General features: G+C 39.0%; 23 protein-coding genes. 19 read left to right on the forward strand and 4 right to left on the reverse strand.

Annotated elements, in window-relative coordinates; translation table 11 throughout:
- Positions 1-28: 28 nt before the first annotated feature.
- The gene (cadR, locus tag F909_RS19585) at positions 29-433 is read right to left on the reverse strand and encodes a Cd(II)/Pb(II)-responsive transcriptional regulator (protein ID WP_005144789.1); all 405 of its coding nucleotides are present in this window, start codon (positions 431-433) and stop codon (positions 29-31) included.
- A gap of 84 nt (positions 434-517) precedes the next feature.
- On the opposite strand from cadR, the gene F909_RS19580 reads away from it, so the two are divergent.
- The 15 genes from F909_RS19580 (at position 518) to F909_RS21705 (ending at position 15,319) form a co-directional block, all read left to right on the forward strand.
- Positions 518-1,798, forward strand: coding sequence for a cation efflux transmembrane domain-containing protein (locus tag F909_RS19580; protein ID WP_005144792.1), 1,281 nt, complete (start codon positions 518-520; stop codon positions 1,796-1,798).
- A gap of 10 nt (positions 1,799-1,808) precedes the next feature.
- A complete protein-coding gene (locus F909_RS19575) occupies positions 1,809-2,066 on the forward strand; it encodes a FeoA family protein (protein ID WP_004699719.1) in 258 nt (85 codons plus the stop codon).
- Positions 2,056-3,885 (forward strand): ferrous iron transporter B, encoded by a 1,830-nt coding sequence (gene feoB / locus F909_RS19570; RefSeq protein ID WP_004699721.1) that lies wholly within the window; start codon positions 2,056-2,058, stop codon positions 3,883-3,885. Before F909_RS19575 ends, feoB begins: the two co-directional genes overlap by 11 nt.
- A 125-nt stretch (positions 3,886-4,010) precedes the next feature.
- On the forward strand, positions 4,011-4,415 hold the full coding sequence (locus tag F909_RS19565) for a hypothetical protein (protein WP_004699723.1): 405 nt from the start codon (positions 4,011-4,013) through the stop codon (positions 4,413-4,415).
- A gap of 80 nt (positions 4,416-4,495) precedes the next feature.
- Positions 4,496-5,800 carry a TolC family protein gene (locus tag F909_RS19560; protein ID WP_005144794.1) on the forward strand — a complete coding sequence of 435 codons (1,305 nt, stop codon included), beginning with the start codon at positions 4,496-4,498 and terminating at the stop codon, positions 5,798-5,800.
- The gene (locus tag F909_RS19555; RefSeq protein ID WP_004699726.1) at positions 5,800-7,290 is read left to right on the forward strand and encodes an efflux RND transporter periplasmic adaptor subunit; all 1,491 of its coding nucleotides are present in this window, start codon (positions 5,800-5,802) and stop codon (positions 7,288-7,290) included. Before F909_RS19560 ends, F909_RS19555 begins: the two co-directional genes overlap by 1 nt.
- A gap of 14 nt (positions 7,291-7,304) precedes the next feature.
- Positions 7,305-10,439, forward strand: coding sequence for an efflux RND transporter permease subunit (locus tag F909_RS19550; protein WP_005144795.1), 3,135 nt, complete (start codon positions 7,305-7,307; stop codon positions 10,437-10,439).
- Positions 10,440-10,472: 33 nt separating this feature from the next.
- Positions 10,473-10,835 carry a copper-binding protein gene (locus F909_RS19545; protein WP_004699729.1) on the forward strand — a complete coding sequence of 121 codons (363 nt, stop codon included), beginning with the start codon at positions 10,473-10,475 and terminating at the stop codon, positions 10,833-10,835.
- A 146-nt stretch (positions 10,836-10,981) separates the two neighbouring features.
- Entirely contained in the window at positions 10,982-11,416 is a 435-nt protein-coding gene (gene arsC / locus F909_RS19540) for an arsenate reductase (glutaredoxin) (protein WP_004699732.1), read from the forward strand.
- 59 nt (positions 11,417-11,475) lie between these two features.
- The gene (locus F909_RS19535) at positions 11,476-11,796 is read left to right on the forward strand and encodes a metalloregulator ArsR/SmtB family transcription factor (protein WP_004699734.1); all 321 of its coding nucleotides are present in this window, start codon (positions 11,476-11,478) and stop codon (positions 11,794-11,796) included.
- A gap of 6 nt (positions 11,797-11,802) precedes the next feature.
- A complete protein-coding gene (locus F909_RS19530) occupies positions 11,803-12,276 on the forward strand; it encodes an arsenate reductase ArsC (RefSeq protein WP_004699737.1) in 474 nt (157 codons plus the stop codon).
- A 7-nt stretch (positions 12,277-12,283) separates the two neighbouring features.
- The gene (arsB, locus tag F909_RS19525) at positions 12,284-13,324 is read left to right on the forward strand and encodes an ACR3 family arsenite efflux transporter (protein ID WP_005144801.1); all 1,041 of its coding nucleotides are present in this window, start codon (positions 12,284-12,286) and stop codon (positions 13,322-13,324) included.
- Between the two features lie 5 nt (positions 13,325-13,329).
- Positions 13,330-14,034 (forward strand): arsenical resistance protein ArsH, encoded by a 705-nt coding sequence (arsH, locus tag F909_RS19520; RefSeq protein ID WP_004699742.1) that lies wholly within the window; start codon positions 13,330-13,332, stop codon positions 14,032-14,034.
- A gap of 18 nt (positions 14,035-14,052) precedes the next feature.
- Positions 14,053-15,003, forward strand: a complete 951-nt coding sequence (trxB, locus tag F909_RS19515) for a thioredoxin-disulfide reductase (RefSeq protein ID WP_004699744.1) — start codon at positions 14,053-14,055, stop codon at positions 15,001-15,003.
- Positions 15,004-15,160: 157 nt separating this feature from the next.
- The gene (locus F909_RS21705; protein WP_324097330.1) at positions 15,161-15,319 is read left to right on the forward strand and encodes a hypothetical protein; all 159 of its coding nucleotides are present in this window, start codon (positions 15,161-15,163) and stop codon (positions 15,317-15,319) included.
- A 21-nt stretch (positions 15,320-15,340) separates the two neighbouring features.
- On the opposite strand, the gene F909_RS19510 is transcribed toward F909_RS21705, so the two are convergent.
- Both F909_RS19510 and F909_RS19505 read right to left on the reverse strand, forming a co-directional pair.
- Positions 15,341-16,612 carry a tyrosine-type recombinase/integrase gene (locus F909_RS19510; protein WP_004699746.1) on the reverse strand — a complete coding sequence of 424 codons (1,272 nt, stop codon included), beginning with the start codon at positions 16,610-16,612 and terminating at the stop codon, positions 15,341-15,343.
- A gap of 204 nt (positions 16,613-16,816) precedes the next feature.
- The gene (locus tag F909_RS19505) at positions 16,817-17,413 is read right to left on the reverse strand and encodes a LysE/ArgO family amino acid transporter (RefSeq protein WP_005144803.1); all 597 of its coding nucleotides are present in this window, start codon (positions 17,411-17,413) and stop codon (positions 16,817-16,819) included.
- 443 nt (positions 17,414-17,856) lie between these two features.
- Here F909_RS19505 and F909_RS19500 point away from each other — a divergent pair, with 443 nt between their 5' ends.
- On the forward strand, positions 17,857-19,020 hold the full coding sequence (locus tag F909_RS19500; protein WP_005144806.1) for an MFS transporter: 1,164 nt from the start codon (positions 17,857-17,859) through the stop codon (positions 19,018-19,020).
- Positions 19,021-19,253: 233 nt separating this feature from the next.
- Positions 19,254-20,141 carry an ArgP/LysG family DNA-binding transcriptional regulator gene (locus F909_RS19495; RefSeq protein ID WP_005144808.1) on the forward strand — a complete coding sequence of 296 codons (888 nt, stop codon included), beginning with the start codon at positions 19,254-19,256 and terminating at the stop codon, positions 20,139-20,141.
- A gap of 169 nt (positions 20,142-20,310) precedes the next feature.
- On the opposite strand, the gene F909_RS19490 is transcribed toward F909_RS19495, so the two are convergent.
- A complete protein-coding gene (locus F909_RS19490; protein ID WP_005144811.1) occupies positions 20,311-20,646 on the reverse strand; it encodes a hypothetical protein in 336 nt (111 codons plus the stop codon).
- 299 nt (positions 20,647-20,945) lie between these two features.
- Between F909_RS19490 and F909_RS19485 the strand changes: the two genes are divergently transcribed.
- Both F909_RS19485 and F909_RS19480 read left to right on the forward strand, forming a co-directional pair.
- Entirely contained in the window at positions 20,946-21,356 is a 411-nt protein-coding gene (locus F909_RS19485) for a J517_1871 family lipoprotein (protein ID WP_005144812.1), read from the forward strand.
- Between the two features lie 72 nt (positions 21,357-21,428).
- Positions 21,429-22,052, forward strand: a complete 624-nt coding sequence (locus tag F909_RS19480) for a MarC family protein (protein ID WP_005144814.1) — start codon at positions 21,429-21,431, stop codon at positions 22,050-22,052.
- Positions 22,053-22,156 lie beyond the last annotated feature (104 nt).

Here is a 22,156-nt window from a genome sequence, read left to right on the forward strand (position 1 = left end):
ATGGTGATATTCCATTATTCATTCTTAATTATTTTAAACTTACGGATAACCCTTCAAGTACTTTACAAGAGTTAATTTCCAAAAAACCAGAGCATTTGCTTCTTAAATCAGAAAGTTGTTGCTTAAGCTGAATCTGTTTTTGGATATTCTGCTCTAATTGATGAATATGTTTATCAACTAAGATGTTAATAGAACTACAGTTTCCACAAGGTTTGTCTTTGTATGCTAATAAAATTTTTATTTCGTCCAAGCCCATATTCAAAGTTCGGCAATTAAGAATAAATAGAAGTCGCTCTAAGTGGTCTTTGTTATAAAGTCGATAATTAGCTTCCGAACGATTAGGGGCTAGTAATAAAGCTTCTTTTTCATAAAACCGTATTGTAACAACAGGGCAACCGGATAGCTGAGATAATTCACCAATTTTTAAGTTCATTTCAAGTCACCTGATCTATTGACTCTATAGTAGCTATAGGGATTTTAATATGCAATACGTGAAGATATGACTATAGGCACATCAATGAGTGGTTGCGGTTGTAATCAAGAAAGTTCTTGTGAAGACACTAAGCAAAAACAAAATGAATCAAAAACAGATTCTTGTAAAATTAAAGATTTAGCTACAGAAGAAAGTGAAAGTTCTTGTTGCGATAATGAGGTACAGCAAGAACCTAACCCTGATGAAAAAGATTCATGCGGTAGTAAGCAGTCGAATTCATGCTGTGGTTCGGATTCGATAACTTCACCTGAAAAGATTAGGGGGAGTGAAGATACAGCGACTTTCATCAGTGACTATAGCATCCCGAAAATGGATTGTTCCGCAGAGGAACAAATGGTTCGGATGACTTTATCTTCATTGGTAGATGTTAAGAGCTTGGTTTTTGATTTGCCGAACCGAAACCTAAAAGTTCTGCATAATGGTGAAAGTAATGAAATCACTGCAAAACTTGAAGCTCTTGGATTTGGGGCAAAATTAAATAAAACTGAAGCTTATGAAAATAAAGAACAAGCACAAGAAGCTAGTACTTTTCTGATTCCGAAGATGGATTGTTCGGCAGAAGAGCAAATGGTAAGAATGGCACTTTCTCCCTTGCATGAAGTTAAAGGTTTATCTTTTGATTTGTCGCAAAGACAGTTAGTTGTTTTCCATACCAATGGGATTAATGAAATTACCACAAAACTTGAAGCCCTAGGTTTTGGTGCAAAGCTCGTGGAAACAGTAAAAGCCACTGGGGAATTGCCTGAAACACCAGATCCGACTAAGCAGGCGAAAGTCCTTAAATTATTACTAGCGATTAATGGTGTTCTTTTTTTTATTGAGTTCATAAGTGGAATTATTGCCGCATCGACGGGGCTCATTGCGGACTCTCTTGATATGTTTGCTGATGCGGCCGTTTACGGTATAGCACTTTACGCGGTAGGGAAAGCGGCTAAATACCAATTAAAAGCAGCTCATTTTGCAGGATGGATTCAACTTTTATTAGCTTTGATCGTTATTATTGATGTTGTCAGACGTTTCATGTTCGGTAGTGAACCAGAGTCAGATTTGATGATCATTATTGGCTTCTTAGCACTTATTGCCAATGTGACGTGCTTGTATCTCATTTCTGGGCATAGAGATGGCGGAGCCCATATGAAAGCGAGTTGGATCTTTTCAGCTAATGACGTAATAGTAAATATGGGGGTTATTTTAGCAGGTGTACTTGTTGCATGGACTGGTTCAGCTTACCCAGATTTGATTATTGGTATTCTTGTTTCACTGTTTGTACTGAATGGCGCTCGAAAAATTTTGGCGTTGAAGTAGGGTGCTGACAATGAATTTATTTCAAGTAAAGCAAGACCAGACTGTAAAAATCATTGATCTTAAAAAGGGTGAACAGTATCAAGATAAAAATGATCCTGTTCTGGAGCGTTTAGAACTGCTGGGCTTTAGAGTAGGTGAATCCTTACAAGTGCTTGCGAAAGGGCTTTTTGGTGGTGATCCTGTGTTGGTTCAAATCGAAACCTCACGTTTCGCCTTAAGAAAAAATGAAGCAGAACGAATTTTTGTAGAGATTACCAATGGACACTAAAAATATTGCACTTGTTGGTAATCCTAATTGCGGTAAAACATCACTTTTTAACACCCTCACAGGGACTCGTCAAAAAGTTGCAAATTATGCTGGGGTAACGGTAGAACGGAAAGAGGGATTTTTTAAACTGCCATCTGGTGATACCGTTCGAGTATTGGATTTGCCTGGGACTTATAGTTTAAAACCGAGCAGTTTAGATGAGGAGGTAACTAGAGCAGTATGCTTTGGTGAATTAAAAGGCGAAGTTATACCTGATATTTTTGTATGTGTTGTCGATGCTACGAATCTTCATCTTCATTTAAGTCTTGTACTTGAAGTCAGGGCTTTAAACAGACCAATGTTACTTGTTCTTAACATGATGGATGAGGTTAGAAAGCGTGGGATTTCAATTGATACAACGAAGCTATCTCAGCTTTTAGGTATTCCTGTTGTTGAGTCAGTAGCTGTAAAAACAAAAGGCATTCAGGGGCTATTGACCCAATTGGATCAAAAGAATTTGTTTGTTGCCCCTTATCATTCTGATCTGAGTCACTTTGACCAAATCAAATATATTACAAAACAAGTCATCTTGAAAAATGATAATGGTGATAAACGAACGGCTTTCTTGGACAAAATATTCTTACATCCAGTTTTTGGATTATTAATATTGACCTTTACCATGTTTGTAATGTTTCAGGCTGTCTTTATTTGGGCTCAACCGTTAATTTCCTTTGTTGAGGATTCGATTTCATGGTTTGGTGGGGCGATAGGACCTCTGATTACTCATCCACTTTTAAGAAGTTTGGTCGTTGATGGTGTAATTGCAGGTGCTGGTAGTGTACTCGCGTACATGCCTCAAATTCTGATCTTATTTTTCTTTATTTTAATTTTAGAAGAATCGGGATACTTACCTAGAGCTGCTTTTTTGTTAGATAAGCTGATGTCTAAAGCTGGTTTAAGTGGGCGTTCATTTATTCCACTACTTTCGAGCTTTGCTTGTGCAATTCCCGGAGTCATGGCGACTAGAAGTATTAGCTCTGAAAGAGATCGTTTAGCAACGATTATGATTGCACCTTTAATGACGTGTTCTGCACGACTACCTGTATATGCTTTGCTGATCGCTGCATTCATTCCAAACAAGTTGGTTTATGGTTGGCTCAGTTTACAAGGTCTAGTTCTGTTCGGGCTTTACATGTCAGGAATCGTATCCGCTTTATTGGTTTCTTTATTCCTGAAATTAGTCAGAAAAGATAAAACTGAAAGTATTTTCATTTTTGAATTACCTACATACCGTATTCCAGATGTTCGAAATGTAGCTTTGGGGCTTTATGATAGAGCAACTATATTCTTAAAAAGAGTTGGTGGAATTATTGTCGCACTTTCTATTTTATTATGGTTCTTGGTAACGTTCCCTTTACCACCTGATAATCCAACAATGCCACCAATCAATTATAGTATTGCTGGACAGTTAGGGCATCTAATCCATCCAATATTTGCTCCGATTGGATTTACTTGGGAAATTTGTATTGCTTTGATTCCTGCAATGGCAGCTCGTGAAGTGATTATTGCTGCGTTAGGGGTGATCTATGCAATGTCTGGTGATGAAGATGCAGTTACCCAGACTTTATTATCTCAAATATCTGGTCCGGATGGATGGGGGCTAGCGACAGGTATGTCATTGTTAGTTTGGTTTATCTTTGCCCCGCATTGTTTAGCAACACTAGCGACCATTCGAAGAGAAACAGGGAGTTGGAAACAACCAGTCGTAATGGCTGTATATCTCTTTTCATTGGCTTATTTATTTTCCTTTATAACTTATCAAGTTATAAGTCGGTTTTAATTTAGAAGGCGGTTGTTGATATAAACCAACAACCGCTGTTTAATGAATTAGTTTAATTAATTATAGGATTGTTATTTACAGGATAATCTGTAAAACTAAAAAGGTTAAATTTTGGTCTTGATGTTATGCACTTGTTAAGGACATGCTTATCGCTGTTTTTATCTTTTGCTATCCTAATTGTAGGATCGGCAGCAGCTGCTGCATCTGTACATAGCCCATGTTTAATGTCATCTCAAGATACACAATCCATGCAAATGATGAATTCTGAAGATCATGAAAAAGCAAGTGCTATGCACATGGATTGTATGAAAGCTGAGGTAAAGATTAAGAAGCAATTACATGATCCATCATGTATGTCTAAGCAAGATTGTATTATGTCATTTTCTAAAATTGCATATACATCTACAGCGCTGGATGTTTTGCAGTCGATGATTTTTTTACCTGCGGAACAGTCTACTTTTTCTCCATTAAATCAAAATTTCATCTCATCTGATCTTTCCAATTTATGGAAACCCCCACGCTTTAACTAATTTGATGATTCTTCATCATTCATAGAGTTTTCTATGGGTGTTCTGCACGTGCGCGTGTACATCATTTTAGAGCTAAAAATATGAACTTTAATAAAGGAAAGCTGTCCCTAAAATGGGGTGGATGCTCGATTGCGACGATCTGTTTTTTCTTGAGTTATGGACATGCTTATGCCCAGCCACTGACTTTGGATACAGCATTGAAGCTTGCTGAGCGATATGCGCCTGCTCTAAGAGCTAATAGTGCTCAGATTGAAGGTGCTGAGAATATAGTTTCAGCTTCAGGTATTTTGCCCAATCCTAAACTATTTGTGGGTCTCGATAATTACCCTGTATCAGGTGATGCTGCATGGTCTGTCACACAAGAGGGGATGACGATGCAAAAGATTGGCATCATGCAAGATTTTCCAAATCGTGCCAAAAGATTAGCTGAAGTTGAATTAGCAAAAGCTGAATTGGGTTCAGCAAATGCTCAAACAGAAATTCTGCGAATTGAGTTACGTCAAAAAGTAGCATCGGCATGGCTTAAACGTTTTTATCTTGAGCGTAAACTGGCGTTATATGATGACCTTCTTTCAGAAAATGGATTGCTATCCCAGATTACACAAACACAGGTTGCGTCTGGTCGAACCATGGTTGCTAATACAATTTCCCCTAGGCTGGACAAAACTATTTTGCTTGATCAAAAAGATGATTTGCTTCGAGATATAAATAAGGCAAAACTAGAATTACACCGATTAATCAGTGAGGATTCTAGTGGTACAACTGAAATAGAAAGTTTGCCTACCCAAGAACCTATAATTAATTTTGATACATCACGTTTATATCATCATCTGCATCAACACCCTGAACTAAAAGCATTCCAAGCAGAAAAGCAAACTGTTGAAGCAAAGCTTAAGCAAGCCCAAGCCCTTCAAAAACCAGATTGGGGTATTGAGCTTGCCTATCAGCATCGTGCTCCTGAATTTGGAGATATGATTGGTGTACAACTGACAACAGAACTACCAATATTTTCAAAAAAACGTAGTGGTCCGCTCATTCAGGCAGCATTAGCTGAACAAAATCGGATTACAGCAGATCAGGAGATAAAATACCGCGACCATCTCACCATGTTAGATGAGGGGCTATCGGATTTAAAAGCTCTTGAAAGACAAATCCAACGTACCGTTCAAAGTACACTTCCTTTGGCTAAAGAAAAAGTAACTTTACAGTTAGCAAGTTATCAGGCTGGTAAAGCCAATTTGTCAGATGTCATTGAGACACGACAAGCATTACTAAATCAGCGATTACGTCTCATCGATTTACAACAACAGCAAGCAATGATCAAAGCCCAGCTCTATTTTTCTTTTGTAGAACCCACCTTAAACCATGCTGAGGAGTCAAGATAATGTTAAAAAATAAATTGGCATTTGTAATTGCTGGCTTGATTGTGGGCAGCTTGGGAGTCGGTAGTGGGATTGGATATTGGTATGCGCATCAAAATGATGAAAAGCAAACTGTAAGTGATCAGGCAACTGCTAAAGTGTTGTACTGGTACGATCCAATGAAACCAGAACAGCATTTTGATAAGCCAGGGAAATCCCCTTTTATGGATATGCAGTTAGTCCCTAAGTATGCGGATGAAAGTACTTCTGGAATAACTGAAAGTGCAGGAGTAAAGATTGATCCAGCTCTTCAACAAAATCTAGCCATTCGTTATGCCACAGTCGAACAGGCTGTAATGGGCAATACCTTGTTAACCAATGGCATATTACAAGCGAATGAACGACAGGTAGCAATTCTGCAAACACGAGCAAGTGGTTTTGTTCAGCGTGTTTATGGCCATGCAGTCGGGGATATAGTGACTCAAGGGAGTCCGATTGCTGATATTTCAATCCCTGAGTGGACTGGGGAACAGACTGAGTTTTTGGCAGTACTTAAAATAGGAGACCGTTCTCTTATTCAAGCAAGTCGACAACGCCTACAGCTTCTGGGAATCCCACCAAATGTGATCCATCAAGTCGAACGGACACATCAAGTACAGTCTAATATGACTTTGAGTGCTCCTTTGAGTGGATTCATTGACTCACTAGAAGTTCGTAGTGGAATGGCTTTAGCTATGGGGCAAACACTTGCCACCATTAAAGGCGTGAATCCAATTTGGTTAGAAGCAGCAGTGCCTGAAACGCAAATTGCTGGGATAAAGCGAGGAGATAAAATCGAAGCAACTTTTGCTGCGTACCCTCAAAAAGTGTCTGGCAAAGTCATTGATATTTTACCGACATTAGATACTACAAGCAGAACCATAAAAGTTCGTATTGAGTTACCCAATAGAGAGGGGCAACTCAAGCCCGGAATGTTTGCTTCTGTCAAATTTTCCAACAATCCTCAAAGCAGTTTAGTTGTGCCAGAGCAAGCTGTTATACGTACAGGTACTCGTAATATTATTATTGTCGCACATGAAAAAGGGCGTTTCGAACCTGTTGTTGTACAGTTAGGACAGAGTGACGGAAATAAAATAGCAATTCTACAGGGTTTGAACGCTGGTCAGAAAATCGTGATTTCGGGACAATTCCTAATTGATTCTGAGGCCAATTTACAGGGTGTACTGGATAAGCTGAACACTGGACAATCGATTACATCATCTCAAGTGACTAAGGCATCAATATACCAAGGCATTGGTAAAGTGGAAAAAGTTACAGCTCAAGACATTACCATTTCACATCATGCAATTGCTGAATTGGGGTGGGGGGCTATGACCATGAGCTTTAAACAACCAGTACAACCATTTACCCAAATTCAGCAAGGCGAGCAGGTCAGTTTTCGTTTTACACGTGTTGGGGATGCTTATGTTATTTCTGACATTTCCAAGATGTCTATGACATCTATGCAGAACTAAACGGGAGAACCATTATGATCGCCCGTATTATTCGTTTTTCAATTACAAATCGAGTATTTGTCTTATTAGCTGCTGTAGTTCTTGCCGTTTGGGGAACTTGGGCTGTCAAGAATACTCCGGTTGATGCTTTGCCAGATCTGTCTGATGTACAAGTGATTGTGCGAACTAATTTTCCCGGTCAAGCACCACAAATTGTTGAAAATCAGGTGACTTATCCTTTAACAACGACCATGTTATCAGTACCCGGTGTTAAAGCTGTTCGGGGCTATTCTTTTTTTGGTGATTCGTTTGTTTATGTCATTTTTGATGAACATACTGATCTTTATTGGGCACGTTCTCGTGTATTGGAATATCTCAATCAAATACAAGAAAGAATGCCTGCAAATGCAAAATCTTCATTAGGACCAGATGCTACAGGTGTTGGTTGGATCTACGAATATGCTTTGGTTGATCCAACAGGGCAACATGATCTCTCACAACTGCGAAGCATACAAGATTGGTTTTTGAAGTATGAACTGAAGACAGTACCAAATGTGGCTGAGGTCGCCACAATTGGGGGGATGGTTAAACAATATCAAGTTGTTTTAGACCCAACCAAAATGGCAGCATTCGGTATAACTCAGCGAAGCATAATTGAAGCAATTCAAAAGGCAAATCAGGAAACTGGCGGTTCAGTCCTAGAAATGGCTGAAACTGAATATATGGTGAGAGCTTCAGGTTATTTAAAAACATTAGAAGATTTTCGGCAGATTCCGTTACGTACAAACGATTTAGGTGTTCCAATCACTCTTGGAGATGTTGCAATGATTCAACTCGGTCCTGAAATGCGTCGTGGAATTACTGAACTCAATGGACAAGGGGAAACTGTTGGAGGTGTTGTGATTTTACGTGCTGGTAAAAATGCACGTGAAACCATTACTGCTGTAAAAGAAAAACTTGCTGAATTACAACAAAGTCTACCGAAAGGTGTACAAGTTGTTTCTGTGTATGACCGCAGTCAATTGATTGATCGGGCGGTAGAGAATCTCAGCCATAAATTAATTGAAGAGTTTATTGTAGTGGCTTTGGTTTGTGGGCTATTCCTCTGGCATTTACGTTCAGCAATGGTTGCGATTGTTTCTTTGCCTTTGGGAATCTTGTCAGCCTTTTTATTGATGTATTATCAGGGACTAAATGCCAATATCATGTCATTGGGTGGGATTGCAATCGCGATTGGTGCTATGGTTGATGCATCTGTGGTTATGGTCGAAAATGCACATAAGCATATCGAAGCTTGGCAACATGAACATCCTGATCGAGTTTTAGAAATACAAGAGCGTTGGGACATCATTACACGTTCTGCCAGTGAGGTTGGGCCTGCTTTATTTTTCTGTTTACTCATCATTACTTTATCCTTTATTCCCATTTTTACTTTGCAAGCACAAGAAGGACGATTGTTCTCTCCATTGGCATTTACTAAAACTTATGCCATGGCTGCTGCTGCGGGGCTATCTATTACATTGATTCCAGTTTTGATGGGATACTGGATTCGCGGGAAGTTACCATCTGAACAACGGAATCCATTAAACCGTTTTCTCATCAAAATATACCGTCCTATGTTAGATAAAGTCTTAGCTTATCCAAAGACAACGTTATTAGGTGCGTTACTCATTTTTCTTATCAGTCTTTTTCCTTTAACGCAATTAGGTGGAGAGTTCCTGCCTAATATGGATGAAGGTGATTTACTGTATATGCCTTCAGCTTTACCGGGATTGTCCGCAGCAAAAGCTTCTGAATTACTTCAACAGACTGATCGAATGATTAAAACTGTTCCAGAGGTTGCCACTGTATTTGGTAAAGCTGGGCGAGCAGAGTCGGCTACAGATCCTGCACCTTTAGAAATGTTTGAAACCACGATTCAGTTTAAACCACGATCTGAATGGCGTTCAGGTATGACACCAGATAAGTTGATAAAAGAACTGGATAAAGCTGTTCAAGTACCGGGTTTAACAAATATCTGGGTGCCGCCTATTCGTAACAGAATTGATATGTTGGCGACCGGGGTTAAAAGCCCAATCGGGATCAAGATTTCAGCAAATGATTTGCAAGATATTGATCGGGTAGCACAACAAATTGAACAGGTTGCCAAAAAAGTGCCCGGTGTTAGCTCAGCTTTAGCTGAACGACTCACTGGTGGGCGATATGTTGATATCGATATTAATCGAATGGAAGCTGCACGCTATGGTCTCAATATCACCGATGTACAGCAAATTGTGTCATCAGCAATTGGTGGGGAAAATATTGGTGAAACTGTTGAAGGGTTAGCAAGGTATCCTATTAATGTACGTTATCCGCGAGAAATTCGAGATTCACTTGAGGCATTAAGAAATTTACCAATTCTGACTGAATCAGGTCAGCAAATTGTTTTGAGTAGTGTTGCCAACATTCAAATCACAGATGGTCCTCCGATGTTAAAAAGTGAGAATGCTCGTCCAAGTGGTTGGGTCTATGTTGATGTACAAGGACGTGATTTAGCCTCCGTTGTTCGGGATTTGAAACAGTCTATTGACCAACAAGTGAAACGCTCTGCGGGTATGAGTATTAGTTATTCAGGTCAATTTGAATTTATGGAAAGAGCAAATGCTCGCCTAAAGGTAGTAATACCAATCACTTTGATGATCATTTTTCTATTGCTGTATCTGATTTTTAGACAAGTACAAGATGCTGCTCTGATTATGCTGACTCTACCATTCGCTTTAATTGGTGGTATTTGGGCAATGTATTTCAGTGGTTATAATTTCTCAATTGCCATTGCAGTAGGCTTTATTGCACTTGCCGGTGTTGCCGCAGAGTTTGGAGTGGTCATGTTGTTTTATTTAAAGCAGGCGATAGAACATGCTCAACAAAATTTATCATCTTTAACTGAGCAGCAACTCAATGATGCCCTTCGTACAGGGGCAGTACTACGGGTTCGCCCTAAAGCGATGACTGTAGCTGTCATTCTGGCGGGTTTGATTCCTATCCTTTTAGGAACTGGAACGGGCTCTGAATTGATGAGTCGTATTGCTTTACCTATGGTTGGGGGCATGATTTCAGCTCCACTTTTATCAATGTTTGTTATTCCCGCTGCATATCAGCTTTTAATCAAAAGAAAACTATCAAAATCTTGATAGTTTTCTTATTTCGTTCAAAGAGGTTTTATTATGTTTAAATTTATTAAAATTGTCGCTCTTGTTGCCACTGTTACTGCGTTAAGTGCATGTAGTAAAAATGAGGCGTCAGAGCAAAAGAAAGCGGAAGCGCCTATGGAGCAGATGAGTAAAGAATCATCTACAGCAACGACAACTCAAGCAGTTGGAGTGATTACGGCTATTGATACGAAAGAAAATATTTTGACACTCGATCATGAGGCAATTCCTGCGATTAAATGGCCTGCGATGACCATGGGCTTTAAAGTTGCTGATCCTGCATTATTGAATGGGCTTGCAGTAGGGCAAAAAGTTGATTTTGAATTAAAGGCTGAGGGAGAAACATACACAGTCGTAGCTGCTAAGTTAAAAAAATAGGATGATTTAGTAGATAGAATTTTGATAGTAATGAGGTTCTTTTCAAAAGAGCCTTATTCTCTAATAAAAAACAAAACATATGGTATTGCATATATATGGTAATTCGAATATAAAGATATTATAAATTATCAAAAGAGCTCAATTCGATGACAACTTCATCAACTGTGACGATTTATCACAACCCAGCTTGTGGGACATCTCGCAACACTTTGGCTTTGATCCGTAATACAGGGATTGAGCCAACTGTGATTGAATATCTCATTACACCACCTAGTCATGACGAATTAGTTAAATTGATTCAGGATGCAAAATTAACAGTAAGAGAGGCCATTCGCCAGAATGTAGATCCTTATCGGGATTTAGACCTTGATCGTAGTGATTTGAGTGATGAGCAGTTACTTAGTTTTATGCTTGATCATCCAATATTGATTAATCGACCATTTGTTGTTACTGAATTAGGCACTCGCTTAAGCCGTCCTTCTGAAGTTGTCTTAGATATTCTACCATTACCTCAGAAGGGTGCCTTTACGAAAGAGGATGGTGAAAAAGTGATTGATGAAAATGGTCAACGAGTGAATTAAAAATTTTACTTTTTGTATGTGATTATCCGCATATCCAAATAAGTGAATGGGAGTTAAGAATGGACCAAGTTAATTTTTTTAAATGCTTATCAGATGAAACTCGACTAAATATCGTGACTTTAGTCGCTGAGAATAAAGAATTATGTGTTTGTGATTTGACTGAAAAGTTGCAACTGAGTCAGCCAAAGATTTCTAGGCATTTAGCGTTATTGCGTTCTTCTGGTCTCTTACAGGACAGGAGACAAAGCCAATGGGTGTATTACAGCATTAATCCGCAATTACCAATGTGGTGCCATGACGTTCTGAATCTTTTGGTAAGCAGTCAAACCATAGTAAATAAAGATTCCCAAAATATCCAAATAAATAGCTATTGTGAGTAATAGAATATGAAATTTCTTTTTTTGTGTACTGGAAATAGTTGCCGTAGCATCCTCTCAGAAGTCCTTTTTAACAGTCGTGCGCCTGAAGGATGGAAAGCATACAGTGCAGGTAGTAAGCCATCAGGGCAAGTACATCCATTGACTATAGAAACTTTAGAAAATCTTGGTCTCTCAACAGATGGTTTGTGGAGTAAAACCATTGATGACTGCGAACAATATCAACCTGACGTCGTGATTACTGTTTGCGATTCAGCAGCTCAAGAAGCGTGTCCACTTTATTTAGGTGGAGCGATTAAGGCACATTGGGGCTTGGCTGATCCTTCACATTTAGATTTGCCGAAAGAAGAAAAATTAAAAGCATTCCAAGTTACTGTTGATCATATCAACCGCCGCTTAGACGCTTTATTGGCACTAGATACAACTCATATGTCTCGCCCAGATTTGATTGCAGCAATCAATCAAATTTCGCATATTGAATGAGAACATCATGGCTCAACAAAGATTATCTTTTCTAGATCGTAACCTCACTCTATGGATTTTTATCGCCATGGCATTGGGGATTGCGATAGGTGTGTTCTTTCCGCAAGCTTCCGTTACTTTAGACAAAATGAGTGTGGATTCCGTCAATATTCCAATTGCGATTGGTTTGATTCTGATGATGTATCCACCTTTAGCCAAAGTGGACTATGCTACTTTGCCACAAGTGTTTAAAGACAAGAAAACCTTAACTTTGTCTTTGGTGCAGAACTGGGTGATTGCGCCTGTATTAATGTTTGCATTAGCAATTATTTTTTTACATAGCTATCCAGAGTACATGACAGGCTTGATCCTGATCGGTTTGGCTCGCTGTATTGCAATGGTCTTGGTGTGGAATGGTTTAGCCTGTGGTGATAACCAATATGTAGCAGCGTTGGTGGCATTCAATAGTATTTTCCAGATTCTGTTTTTTAGTACCTATGCTTGGCTGTTCCTCACATTCTTGCCACCCTATTTCTGTATTGCAGGGCAAGTGATCAATGTTGATTTCTGGACGATTACCCATGCGGTGTTGGTTTACTTGGGGATTCCATTTCTTCTTGGTTTCTTGACTCGTTTGGTTTTGGTCAAAGCCAAAGGCTTAGATTGGTATCAAAATGTCTTTTTACCCAAGATCAGCCCACTCAGTTTATTGGCACTTCTTTTTACCATCGTGGCAATGTTTAGCCTAAAAGGTGGTGATGTAGTGAGCTTACCATTGGATGTTCTGCGTATCGCAATCCCACTCACGATTTATTTTATTGTGATGTTTTTCATCAGCTTCTTTATGAGTAAATGGATGGGCAATGACTATCCTAAAACCACAGCAATTTCTTTCACGGCTGCTGGTAATAACTTTGAGTTGGCTTTGGCTGTAGCGATTGCAACCTTTGGTTTGGCTTCACCTGTGGCATTTACCACCGTGATTGGTCCTTTAGTTGAAGTACCTGTATTGATCGCTTTAGTGAGTGTGTCTCTATGGCTCAGAAAAAAGTATTTTAAATCGGTGTAATTGTAATGAATCTTCCTAATGTTGATATGGAGCTACTTGAACAGCCAACTTTGGAAAAAGTTCAAGCTAAATCGTTAGATCATGCGCCACGTATTTTGTTGTTATATGGTTCTAACCGTGAGCGTTCGTATAGTCGTTTAGCCGTGATGGAAGCAGGTCGAATCTTGGAACAGTTTGGTGCTGAGGTTAAAATTTTTCATCCGAAAGGGCTACCTTTGCCAGAAGATGCGGATATGGAACACCCAAAAGCAAAAGAACTACATGAGCTTTTGGCATGGTCAGAGGGCATGGTGTGGTGTTCGCCTGAACGTCACGGTTCAATGAGTTCGATCTTTAAGTCACAGATAGATTGGATTCCATTGGCAGGTGGTGCGATTCGTGCCACTCAAGGAAAAACACTGGCACTAATGCAAGTCAGTGGTGGTTCGCAATCTTTCAATAGTGTCAATCAAATGCGTATTTTAGGGCGTTGGATGCGGATGATCACGATTCCGAATCAGTCTTCAATTCCAAAAGCATTTTTAGAGTTTGAAGAAGATGGGCGAATGAAAGCATCATCGTATTACGACCGTATCGTGGATGTGATGGAAGAGCTGTATAAATTCACCTTGCTGACACGGGGGCAAAGTCAGTATTTAACTGATCGTTATTCTGAGCGTAAAGAATCTGCTGAAGAATTATCAAAACGTGTTAATCAGCGAAGTTTGTAGAATGCTGGAGAAAATTAAATGCAAAATCAACATTCTCGTTTAATTATTTTAGGTTCGGGACCTGCGGGTTATAGTGCAGCCGTATATGCAGCTCGTGCCAACCTCAAACCAACATTGATTGCTGGACTACAATTAGGCGGGCAATTAACAACAACGACTGAAGTTGATAATTGGGTTGGCGATGCTGAGGGCTTAACTGGTCCTGTACTCATGGAGCGTATGCAGGCGCATGCAGAACGCTTTGGTACAGAAATGGTCTATGATCACATCAATGAGGTGGATCTCAAAACTCGCCCATTCGTACTCAAAGGTGACATGGGTGAATATACTTGTGATGCACTGATTATTGCAACAGGTGCAACGGCTCAATATCTAGGTCTTGAGTCAGAGGCAGCTTTCATGGGGCAGGGTGTGAGTGCCTGTGCAACCTGTGATGGTTTCTTCTATAAAAACCAAAATGTCATGGTGGTTGGTGGTGGTAACACTGCGGTTGAGGAAGCTTTATATCTGTCAAATATCGCTGCACATGTGACACTGGTACACCGTCGTGACAGTCTGCGTTCTGAAAAGATTTTGCAAGACCATCTTTTTGCCAAAGAAAAAGAGGGCAAAATCAGCATTATTTGGAACCATCAAGTTGATGAGGTTTTAGGTGACAACACAGGTGTAACGGCGGTACGTATTAAATCCACTCAAGATGCAAGTATCCAAGATGTTCAAGTGCAAGGCTTGTTTGTTGCGATTGGACATAAACCCAATACAGGAATGTTTGAAAGTCAATTGAACCTACGTGATGGCTATATCCAAGTCCAAAGTGGAACTACGGGTAATGCAACAGCTACATCTATCGAGGGTGTATTTGCTGCGGGTGATGTGGCAGACAGTATTTATCGTCAAGCGATTACCTCGGCTGGTTCGGGTTGTATGGCAGCATTGGATGCTGAAAAGTATTTAGACAATCAAGAATAATCAATACATTCACTGAAATAAATCAAGCTAACTCCACCTCTCATGGGTGGAGTTAGATTTTCTATATTGTTTTTTTATTTAGCTACTTATAGTGTTACGCCAGCGTTTCTCTATTTCGGATTCGCTTACTTAAAGCGAGTGTGGGATAAGTAAGCAGATCCTTTTTAGTAATTGGTATGCTCATTACAAATTCTTTTGGGAACATCAAATTAGTTGGATGGATGAGCAATTAAAATTCAGATTTATAAGAGATAAAATTCCTTTATCTCTTATTTTTATATTAAGTGTTTTTGTAATTGGGATTGTACTTTTTTGAGCTGTACCACATGGCTTCAGGCTATTTGTGCATGATATATGTTGCCCAATCAGCCATTAAGCCTTTACGTTTTTCTAAATAGCCTCCACGTAAATAAGAAGCTTCAACCTTATCTGGAAGTTTGTGTGCGAGAACATGTTCACACACTTCTCTACGGTAATCTGTTTTGTCTGCCGACCAATCACGGAAAGTAGACCGAAAGCCATGCGTTGTAATGACTCGGTTTTGTTTGGGATCAATATAGCCTAAGCCATTTTCTTTAAGCTTTTGCTCATGCAGTCGTTTGATTAGGGTCGTCAAAGACATATCAGAAAGCATCTCACCACTCCGTGGCGCAGGGAAGATGAAATCTTGAATTAGAGTATGATTTTGAATTGATTCAAGCAAACTTATCGCTTCTTTCGACAAAGGCACATGATGTTCCTTTTCTGCTTTCATACGTTCTTTAGGAATAATCCAGACTTTATTCTTAAAATCAATTTCCTGCCATTTCGCCCCAAAAATCTCACCAGAGCGACAGGCGGTTAAAATTGCAAATTCCAGAGCTTTTGGTGAAATTCCTTTTTTCTGTCTTAAGTGTTGGATAAACTCAGCAACCTGTTCATAGGGCAGGGATGGGTGAGGGCGTGATTCCTGCTTTAAATTACCTAATATAGGTTCAAGATTGCCTTTCCATTCGGCAGGGTTGTCACCCTCAAAATATCCCATTGCTTTGGCATAATCAAAAATGGTTTCTATACGACCACGGATACGTTTGGCTGTTTCGTTTTTCTCAACCCAAATAGGTCTTAAAACTTCAGCAATATCGGCTTTGGTAATGTTACTAATAGTAAGATTGCCCAAAGTTGGGTAAATATAAGTTTCTAGTGTTGATGACCATTGTCCAATATGTTTTTCATTTTTGAGTTCACGGGTTTTATTGGCAATAACAACTTTTGCACATTCCATGAATGTTTTGTTCCGTAGTTGCTGAACATGAAGCTTTGCAAGCTGTTCCTGTTGATGGACAATTGGATCAATACCACTTCGTATTTGTAATTTTAATTCAGTGGCTTTAGCACGAGCTTCAGCTAAAGAAACTTCAGGGTATGGACCAATACCAATATCACGTCGATGAGGTTTTAATTTTCCATCTTTATCCAGATGTTTTCCCACCACCGCACGTAAAATCCAGACACGGGAAGTTCCTTCGACGTTTAAACAAAGACCATCAACACCACCTACGTGATATCGACCAGTCTCTTTAATTTTTGCTACACTAAGCGCAGATAGCTCTTTAGCTTTCTTTGGCATGTTATTGTCTACCCCTCAAATTACCCCTCATAAAATACTGGAAATAGTCGGATTAGACAAGACTGAGTTGGATGGGTGTAATTGTAATTAATTGAAAAATATTAATTTATAATATTGGATTGGACTTCTTAGGATTGGTGTTAGACGGACACCGCTTCCGCCAAATACGAAAAAGCCCTTATGCAAATAAGGGCTTTTTTATTTTTACATAATTAACTTGGTAGCAATTGCCCACATCATAATTCCAACCAAAACATCTAAAACTCTCCAAGAGCTGGCTTTTTTGAACAAAGGCAATAAAACTCTTGCGCCATAGCCCAAAGCGAAAAAGAACAGCCAAGATGAAAGGATGGTTCCAGCAGCAAATAAATAAAGGTCATCTGCAAATTGAACTGAAATCGAACCAACTAAAATCACAGTGTCTAAATAGACGTGTGGATTTAGCCACGTAAAGGCGAGACACATGCCAATAATTTTAAGTAAGGAATCTTTTTCTATTTCACTTGGATTGAGTGCGGAGCTATTGTTTATGGCTGAGTAAAAGTTTCGAAGTCCATAAAAAAATAAAAAAGCAGCACCAAAATATTTGGCAATGGTCACGATCAAGGGGAAGTCGACCACGATTTTCGAAAAGCCCGTGACGCCAAGATAAATCAGAATAGAATCTGAAAGTGCACAGATCAAGCAGACCCAAAAGACATGTTGCTGCTTTAAGCCTTGTTTTAGAACAAAAGCATTCTGCGCACCAATCGCTAAAATTAAAGAAAAGCCAATACCCAGTCCATAGAAAAATGCAGTCATGTTTGAGTTCCTCAATCGTATAGGGGGGGCTGTGTTGGCTTTGGATGGAAAAAGAATTTATAGATGGCTTTAGATAAAGGCTGTCTGTCTAACCACTTGAATGAAGTGTTAGATGCTTTTTCCATTAAAAATTTACTGTTTGCTATTATCTTTCTTTATTTATAAAAGTCAGTAAAATTAAGATTGTTTTGGATTGGCTAAATTTTTTTTAGGTTGTTTGAGGGATAATGTAAAGTATTTTTTTTGCTGTGTTGAATTGGTGTATGGGGGCGGTTTACGCAACAACGCTGCTTAAATAATTGTTGTCCGAATTACCCCCCTTATTTTTCAATTATTGCCCTTATTTTCAGAATCGTTTTAGATCAAAATTCAAAATAATCGACACCGGAAGTGTTCGAAGAAATATCCAAGCACATATTTAAAAATAATGAAGTGAGTCAGGCATGGACCTCAATCATAATATTCAAGATGTAAACAACCTAATGCTCGGCAAAACGAGGAAAGTGATTGCGCTTGGGTTTGCGACACAAGGTCTTGGCTATGCGACCGTGATGACAGCACTTCCTACGATAAAAGGTCGATTTAGACTTTCAGAAGATCAGTTATCGCTGATTATTCTGGGTGTATGCATTGCAGCAGCGCTCGGTTCAATTTTAGCTGATCGTATAGCGGTCAAACTTGGCTCACGACTTGCTATTGTGACAGGTTTTATTTTTGAAGCCATCGGAATAGCAATTGCTGCATTTAGTCCAAATATGATTCTCATGATTGCGAGCTTTTTGCTTTATGGACTTGGACTAGGCTGCTTAGATGCAGCACTGAATATGCAAGCGGTTATGATGGAACAACGGCTTGGTAAAAGTGTATTTGGTGGTTTCTTTGCTTGTTACACAGCAGCTGCATTTTTAGGGGCATTAATCATGTCTGCGACTGTTTCAACTACGTTTGGAGCAACGACAGCATTATGCATTGCGGTGGTGCTTGCATTCATCACCTCGCAACTTTCCAGAAAATGGTTATTTGAACAAAAACAATGTGCAGAATTACATCCGCAAACGAAACCAGCGATTCCATATCAACAACTTTTGATTTTTGGGCTGATTATTCTGATCGTGTTTACAGTCGATTCTGCAATCAGTACATGGAGTTCAATTTATCTCAAAGATGTTTTAGCAAGTTCTGCAACGGTTGCTCCTTTAGGTTATGCAGCTTATCAAGTTGGAATTTTACTGACACGATTAAGTCTTGATTATTTACTGCAATTTAAAACAGCGACATGGGTGGCTTTGGTCACTCTCCTGATTGGAGCATTCGGATGTGTATTATCTGGAATAAGTCATTCATTAATTACAGTTATTTGGGGTTTTGCATTGGCTGGTGTTGCTGTAGGAGCATTGGTCCCGCTTACATATTCTGCTGTGGGGCGTTTAGATGAAAGTCGACGAGATGAAATTATTGCTCGCGTTAATATTTTTAATTATGGCGGTGCGGTCGCAGGTGCTGTCATCGTTGGGCTGTTAGCAACGCCTTTTGGTTATGCTCCGTCCTTTATCGGTTTAGCGTTTGCCTTACTCGGTCTTATTTATTTGAGAAAAAGGCTGGTTTAATCGACATCAATCAGGACAAAGGCATTTTGTGTTGATCATGATCAGAGTGACCTTAGAAAGCCAGTGATGCAAAGGCAAATAGAATTGTACCTGAAAGTATGCAGATTTATTGCCGAACAGAATTGGAAGTTTTTTCAAATAGAACATTTACTGATTGTGATCATCTTTTTTTATTTTTAAAATTCAGTAAGATTAAGCTTATTTAAATTTTCCTAAAATTTTTTAAGGTTTTTATGCTGGACAATAAACAATGTGAAGCATTTTTTGCGGTTGCTGAAAATGGTAGCTTTGAACAAGCAGGTGCCAAGCTCTGTATTACTGCATCAGCGGTGACATTAAGGGTGCAGGCACTTGAAAAAGAATTGGGACAACTGCTGCTGATTCGGGGTCGCCCTTGTGTCTTAACACAAGCAGGTCAGCAGATATTCGAACATATACAGCACATCCGACGTTTAGAACAAAACTTGCTGCATGGTTTGACGGGTGGTGGGGAGTCACACTTTTTTAAGACTGTGATTGGCTCAAATGAGGACTCTTTAGCGACATGGTTACTTCCTGCATTAAAGGGAGTGTTGCTGAAAGAAAAGATTGTGATTGAGCTGAGAACGGATGATCAGTCTCATACCTATTCATTGTTAGAAAAAGGGACGGTAAGTGCCTGTATTTCGATTGAAGATCAACCCATGCGCGGTTGCCGTGCGGAATATTTAGGTTTGATGCGTTATCAAATGATGGCGACAGAGCAATTTGCAAGGAAATGGTTTGCTGAAGGCGTTCACCGAGAAAGTTTACGTGCTGCACCAGCCATTATATTTAATGAAAAAGATCGGATGCATTTTGATCTTCTTGAAAAAAACTATGGGTTGATGAAAGGTACTTATCCTTGTCATTTAATTCCATCATCAGAGTCTTTTGTGACAGCCATTAAATTGGGGTTAGGCTATGGCATGGTGCCCGAGCTGCAACTGAATAATGACAATAAAGCAGAAGTATTGGTTGGGTTATTACCTGATATTAGAATTGATATTCCACTGTATTGGCATCATTGGGATCAACAATCAAAGCCATTACAGCTTTTAACAGAGCATATTGTAAATCACGCTCGATTAATTTTGGCCTAAGTGAATAGGATAACAATAAAAACTATTATATCGTATATAGCCTAAGAATTTTAAATACATGAGTTAACATTGCTTCTAAATCATTTAATGAGCGAAATTAAACCTAATGAATTTTTAAAAGCAATGTCAAAACTAAATCAAGCCTAAATATTTTATTGGACTACAGTGATTAGAAAATTCTAGAGCTTTCAATATATTGTTTAGAGACATTATTTAAGGCTGTTAATATAAGGGCAGCATCTTTCGTGCTCAATGCTTCATTGAGCTCATGCATATAAGCTATAATTTGTGCTTTTACTTTGTCTGCGAAAACTGGTGTGACAGCTTGATCTTCATAGAGTAGGACATAGTTTTTTGCAAAACCATAAATGAGAAATAAAGCGTTGTATTCAAGCGGATGCTCAGCAGCAGCAATGGCTTGTTCACATTGATTTTTTAATTGTTGGTAGGCATCTGTTCCATTCGGAAGAGTTTGAAACGTTTCAAATATAGATTGGAAATTCATTTGAATTACTCGTTCAAAAAGAAAATCTACAGATGATTGAGCTAAAAATCAAGAAAAATTTATTATTTTTGATGGTTAATTATTTATGCCATCATTCAGATTATTTTGCATCAAAGAATTAAATATTTTATTGGTAGATGTATTTTTATCTCGTACAAAATTTGAATATAGCTGTGGTATCACAGAATTATTTAATGTTTTTACATTTCTGATACTAGTCATATACATGCTGTACAAATCAAAAAAGGCCTTAATATGGGAAAATGATAACAATTATTTGATTTTGATCGTTTTAGGTGATGGTTGTGAAGCATATTTTATTACCCGCTATTTTGGTATTTGGTTTGGTTGGCTGTACTTCAATCACGACAATGTCTCCTGCTCAATTTAACCAACTCAGCACAACACAAATTCCATTTTCAGGAAATTGGACGGGGGAGGTGGGGGCTGCATCTGTTGCGTTAAATCTGAACCGTCAAGGCCGCGGGATGCTGTGTATGGATGACCGTAAGGAAGTCATGTCTTATCAGGTAAAGTTGGTTGATAACACGCTGTACAGTGATAAAGGGGTTAAGTTTAAAGTCAAAGAGCTGAATAACAGCAAGGCCAACATTCACATGAGTTTATTGGGGCTAGGGGTTAATCTTGATCTGAATAAAGATGATTCGTTAAAGAATGCCACTGTAAGTTGCAAACAAGCCCTAAATTAATTTTGTATGCGATTCTAAATTTTGCCTGTGATTACAGGCATTTAAAATTTTCCGCAGATTAAAGAGACTGTTATGTTTTCTCCTTATATTCATGCGTTTGCATTATTTTTCTCATTGCTTAATCCCTTTCTGATGAGTGTTTACATGGTCGGGATGATCCGTAATACCGATGCAAAGGTATTTAGTAAAGCCTTGATACAGGGGAGTGTGATTGCCTTTGGGGTGTTTATTCTATTTGCCTGGGGTGGTGAGAATATTTTTAGTCGTTATTTGAATGTTCGTTTCGAATCTTTTCAAATTTTTGGTGGCTTAATTTTCTTGGTGATCGGTTATCGTTACGTATTCCAAGGTGCGGAAACGATCGGAGAAATGCGTGGTGCGCCTGAGCATCTGGCGGGTACCATCGCGATGCCATTTATGATTGGTCCAGGCACAATTAGTGCAGCGGTGGTCACAGGAGTGAGTGTACCTTTTACAGGTGCCATGGCCGTGATTGCAATTACCTTGATTTTAACCTGTAGTATTTTGATCCTGATGAAGTTTGGTCATGATCATTTACGCTATAAGCATGCAAAATATATCGATCGATATTTTGATATTGTCGGACGCTTATCAGCTTTGCTGATCGGTACGATTGCAATTGATATGATTGTAAACGGTATTATTGGACTGATTCGTTCAGCCAATCTGAGTTGAATGGTATAAAGTCCAGATTTTCACGTCTCAAGTATTTTATTTAAACATTCTCTTTCTTATGAGAACGCACTGAATCAAAAATACTTGGGATGTCATTATTTTGA

This window comes from Acinetobacter sp. ANC 3929 (genome assembly GCF_000369405.1).
Classification (GTDB): domain Bacteria; phylum Pseudomonadota; class Gammaproteobacteria; order Pseudomonadales; family Moraxellaceae; genus Acinetobacter.

Excerpts from the sequence above, each read along its gene's own strand:
- cadR (WP_005144789.1), bottom strand. The coding sequence starts at position 433 with ATGAACTTAAAAATTGGTGAATTATCTCAGCTATCCGGTTGCCCTGTT.
- F909_RS19580 (WP_005144792.1), top strand. The coding sequence starts at position 518 with ATGAGTGGTTGCGGTTGTAATCAAGAAAGTTCTTGTGAAGACACTAAG.
- F909_RS19575 (WP_004699719.1), top strand. The coding sequence starts at position 1,809 with ATGAATTTATTTCAAGTAAAGCAAGACCAGACTGTAAAAATCATTGAT.
- feoB (WP_004699721.1), top strand. The coding sequence starts at position 2,056 with ATGGACACTAAAAATATTGCACTTGTTGGTAATCCTAATTGCGGTAAA.
- F909_RS19565 (WP_004699723.1), top strand. The coding sequence starts at position 4,011 with ATGCACTTGTTAAGGACATGCTTATCGCTGTTTTTATCTTTTGCTATC.
- F909_RS19560 (WP_005144794.1), top strand. The coding sequence starts at position 4,496 with ATGAACTTTAATAAAGGAAAGCTGTCCCTAAAATGGGGTGGATGCTCG.
- F909_RS19555 (WP_004699726.1), top strand. The coding sequence starts at position 5,800 with ATGTTAAAAAATAAATTGGCATTTGTAATTGCTGGCTTGATTGTGGGC.
- F909_RS19550 (WP_005144795.1), top strand. The coding sequence starts at position 7,305 with ATGATCGCCCGTATTATTCGTTTTTCAATTACAAATCGAGTATTTGTC.
- F909_RS19545 (WP_004699729.1), top strand. The coding sequence starts at position 10,473 with ATGTTTAAATTTATTAAAATTGTCGCTCTTGTTGCCACTGTTACTGCG.
- arsC (WP_004699732.1), top strand. The coding sequence starts at position 10,982 with ATGACAACTTCATCAACTGTGACGATTTATCACAACCCAGCTTGTGGG.
- F909_RS19535 (WP_004699734.1), top strand. The coding sequence starts at position 11,476 with ATGGACCAAGTTAATTTTTTTAAATGCTTATCAGATGAAACTCGACTA.
- F909_RS19530 (WP_004699737.1), top strand. The coding sequence starts at position 11,803 with ATGAAATTTCTTTTTTTGTGTACTGGAAATAGTTGCCGTAGCATCCTC.
- arsB (WP_005144801.1), top strand. The coding sequence starts at position 12,284 with ATGGCTCAACAAAGATTATCTTTTCTAGATCGTAACCTCACTCTATGG.
- arsH (WP_004699742.1), top strand. The coding sequence starts at position 13,330 with ATGAATCTTCCTAATGTTGATATGGAGCTACTTGAACAGCCAACTTTG.
- trxB (WP_004699744.1), top strand. The coding sequence starts at position 14,053 with ATGCAAAATCAACATTCTCGTTTAATTATTTTAGGTTCGGGACCTGCG.
- F909_RS19510 (WP_004699746.1), bottom strand. The coding sequence starts at position 16,612 with ATGCCAAAGAAAGCTAAAGAGCTATCTGCGCTTAGTGTAGCAAAAATT.
- F909_RS19505 (WP_005144803.1), bottom strand. The coding sequence starts at position 17,413 with ATGACTGCATTTTTCTATGGACTGGGTATTGGCTTTTCTTTAATTTTA.
- F909_RS19500 (WP_005144806.1), top strand. The coding sequence starts at position 17,857 with ATGGACCTCAATCATAATATTCAAGATGTAAACAACCTAATGCTCGGC.
- F909_RS19495 (WP_005144808.1), top strand. The coding sequence starts at position 19,254 with ATGCTGGACAATAAACAATGTGAAGCATTTTTTGCGGTTGCTGAAAAT.
- F909_RS19490 (WP_005144811.1), bottom strand. The coding sequence starts at position 20,646 with ATGAATTTCCAATCTATATTTGAAACGTTTCAAACTCTTCCGAATGGA.
- F909_RS19485 (WP_005144812.1), top strand. The coding sequence starts at position 20,946 with ATGGTTGTGAAGCATATTTTATTACCCGCTATTTTGGTATTTGGTTTG.
- F909_RS19480 (WP_005144814.1), top strand. The coding sequence starts at position 21,429 with ATGTTTTCTCCTTATATTCATGCGTTTGCATTATTTTTCTCATTGCTT.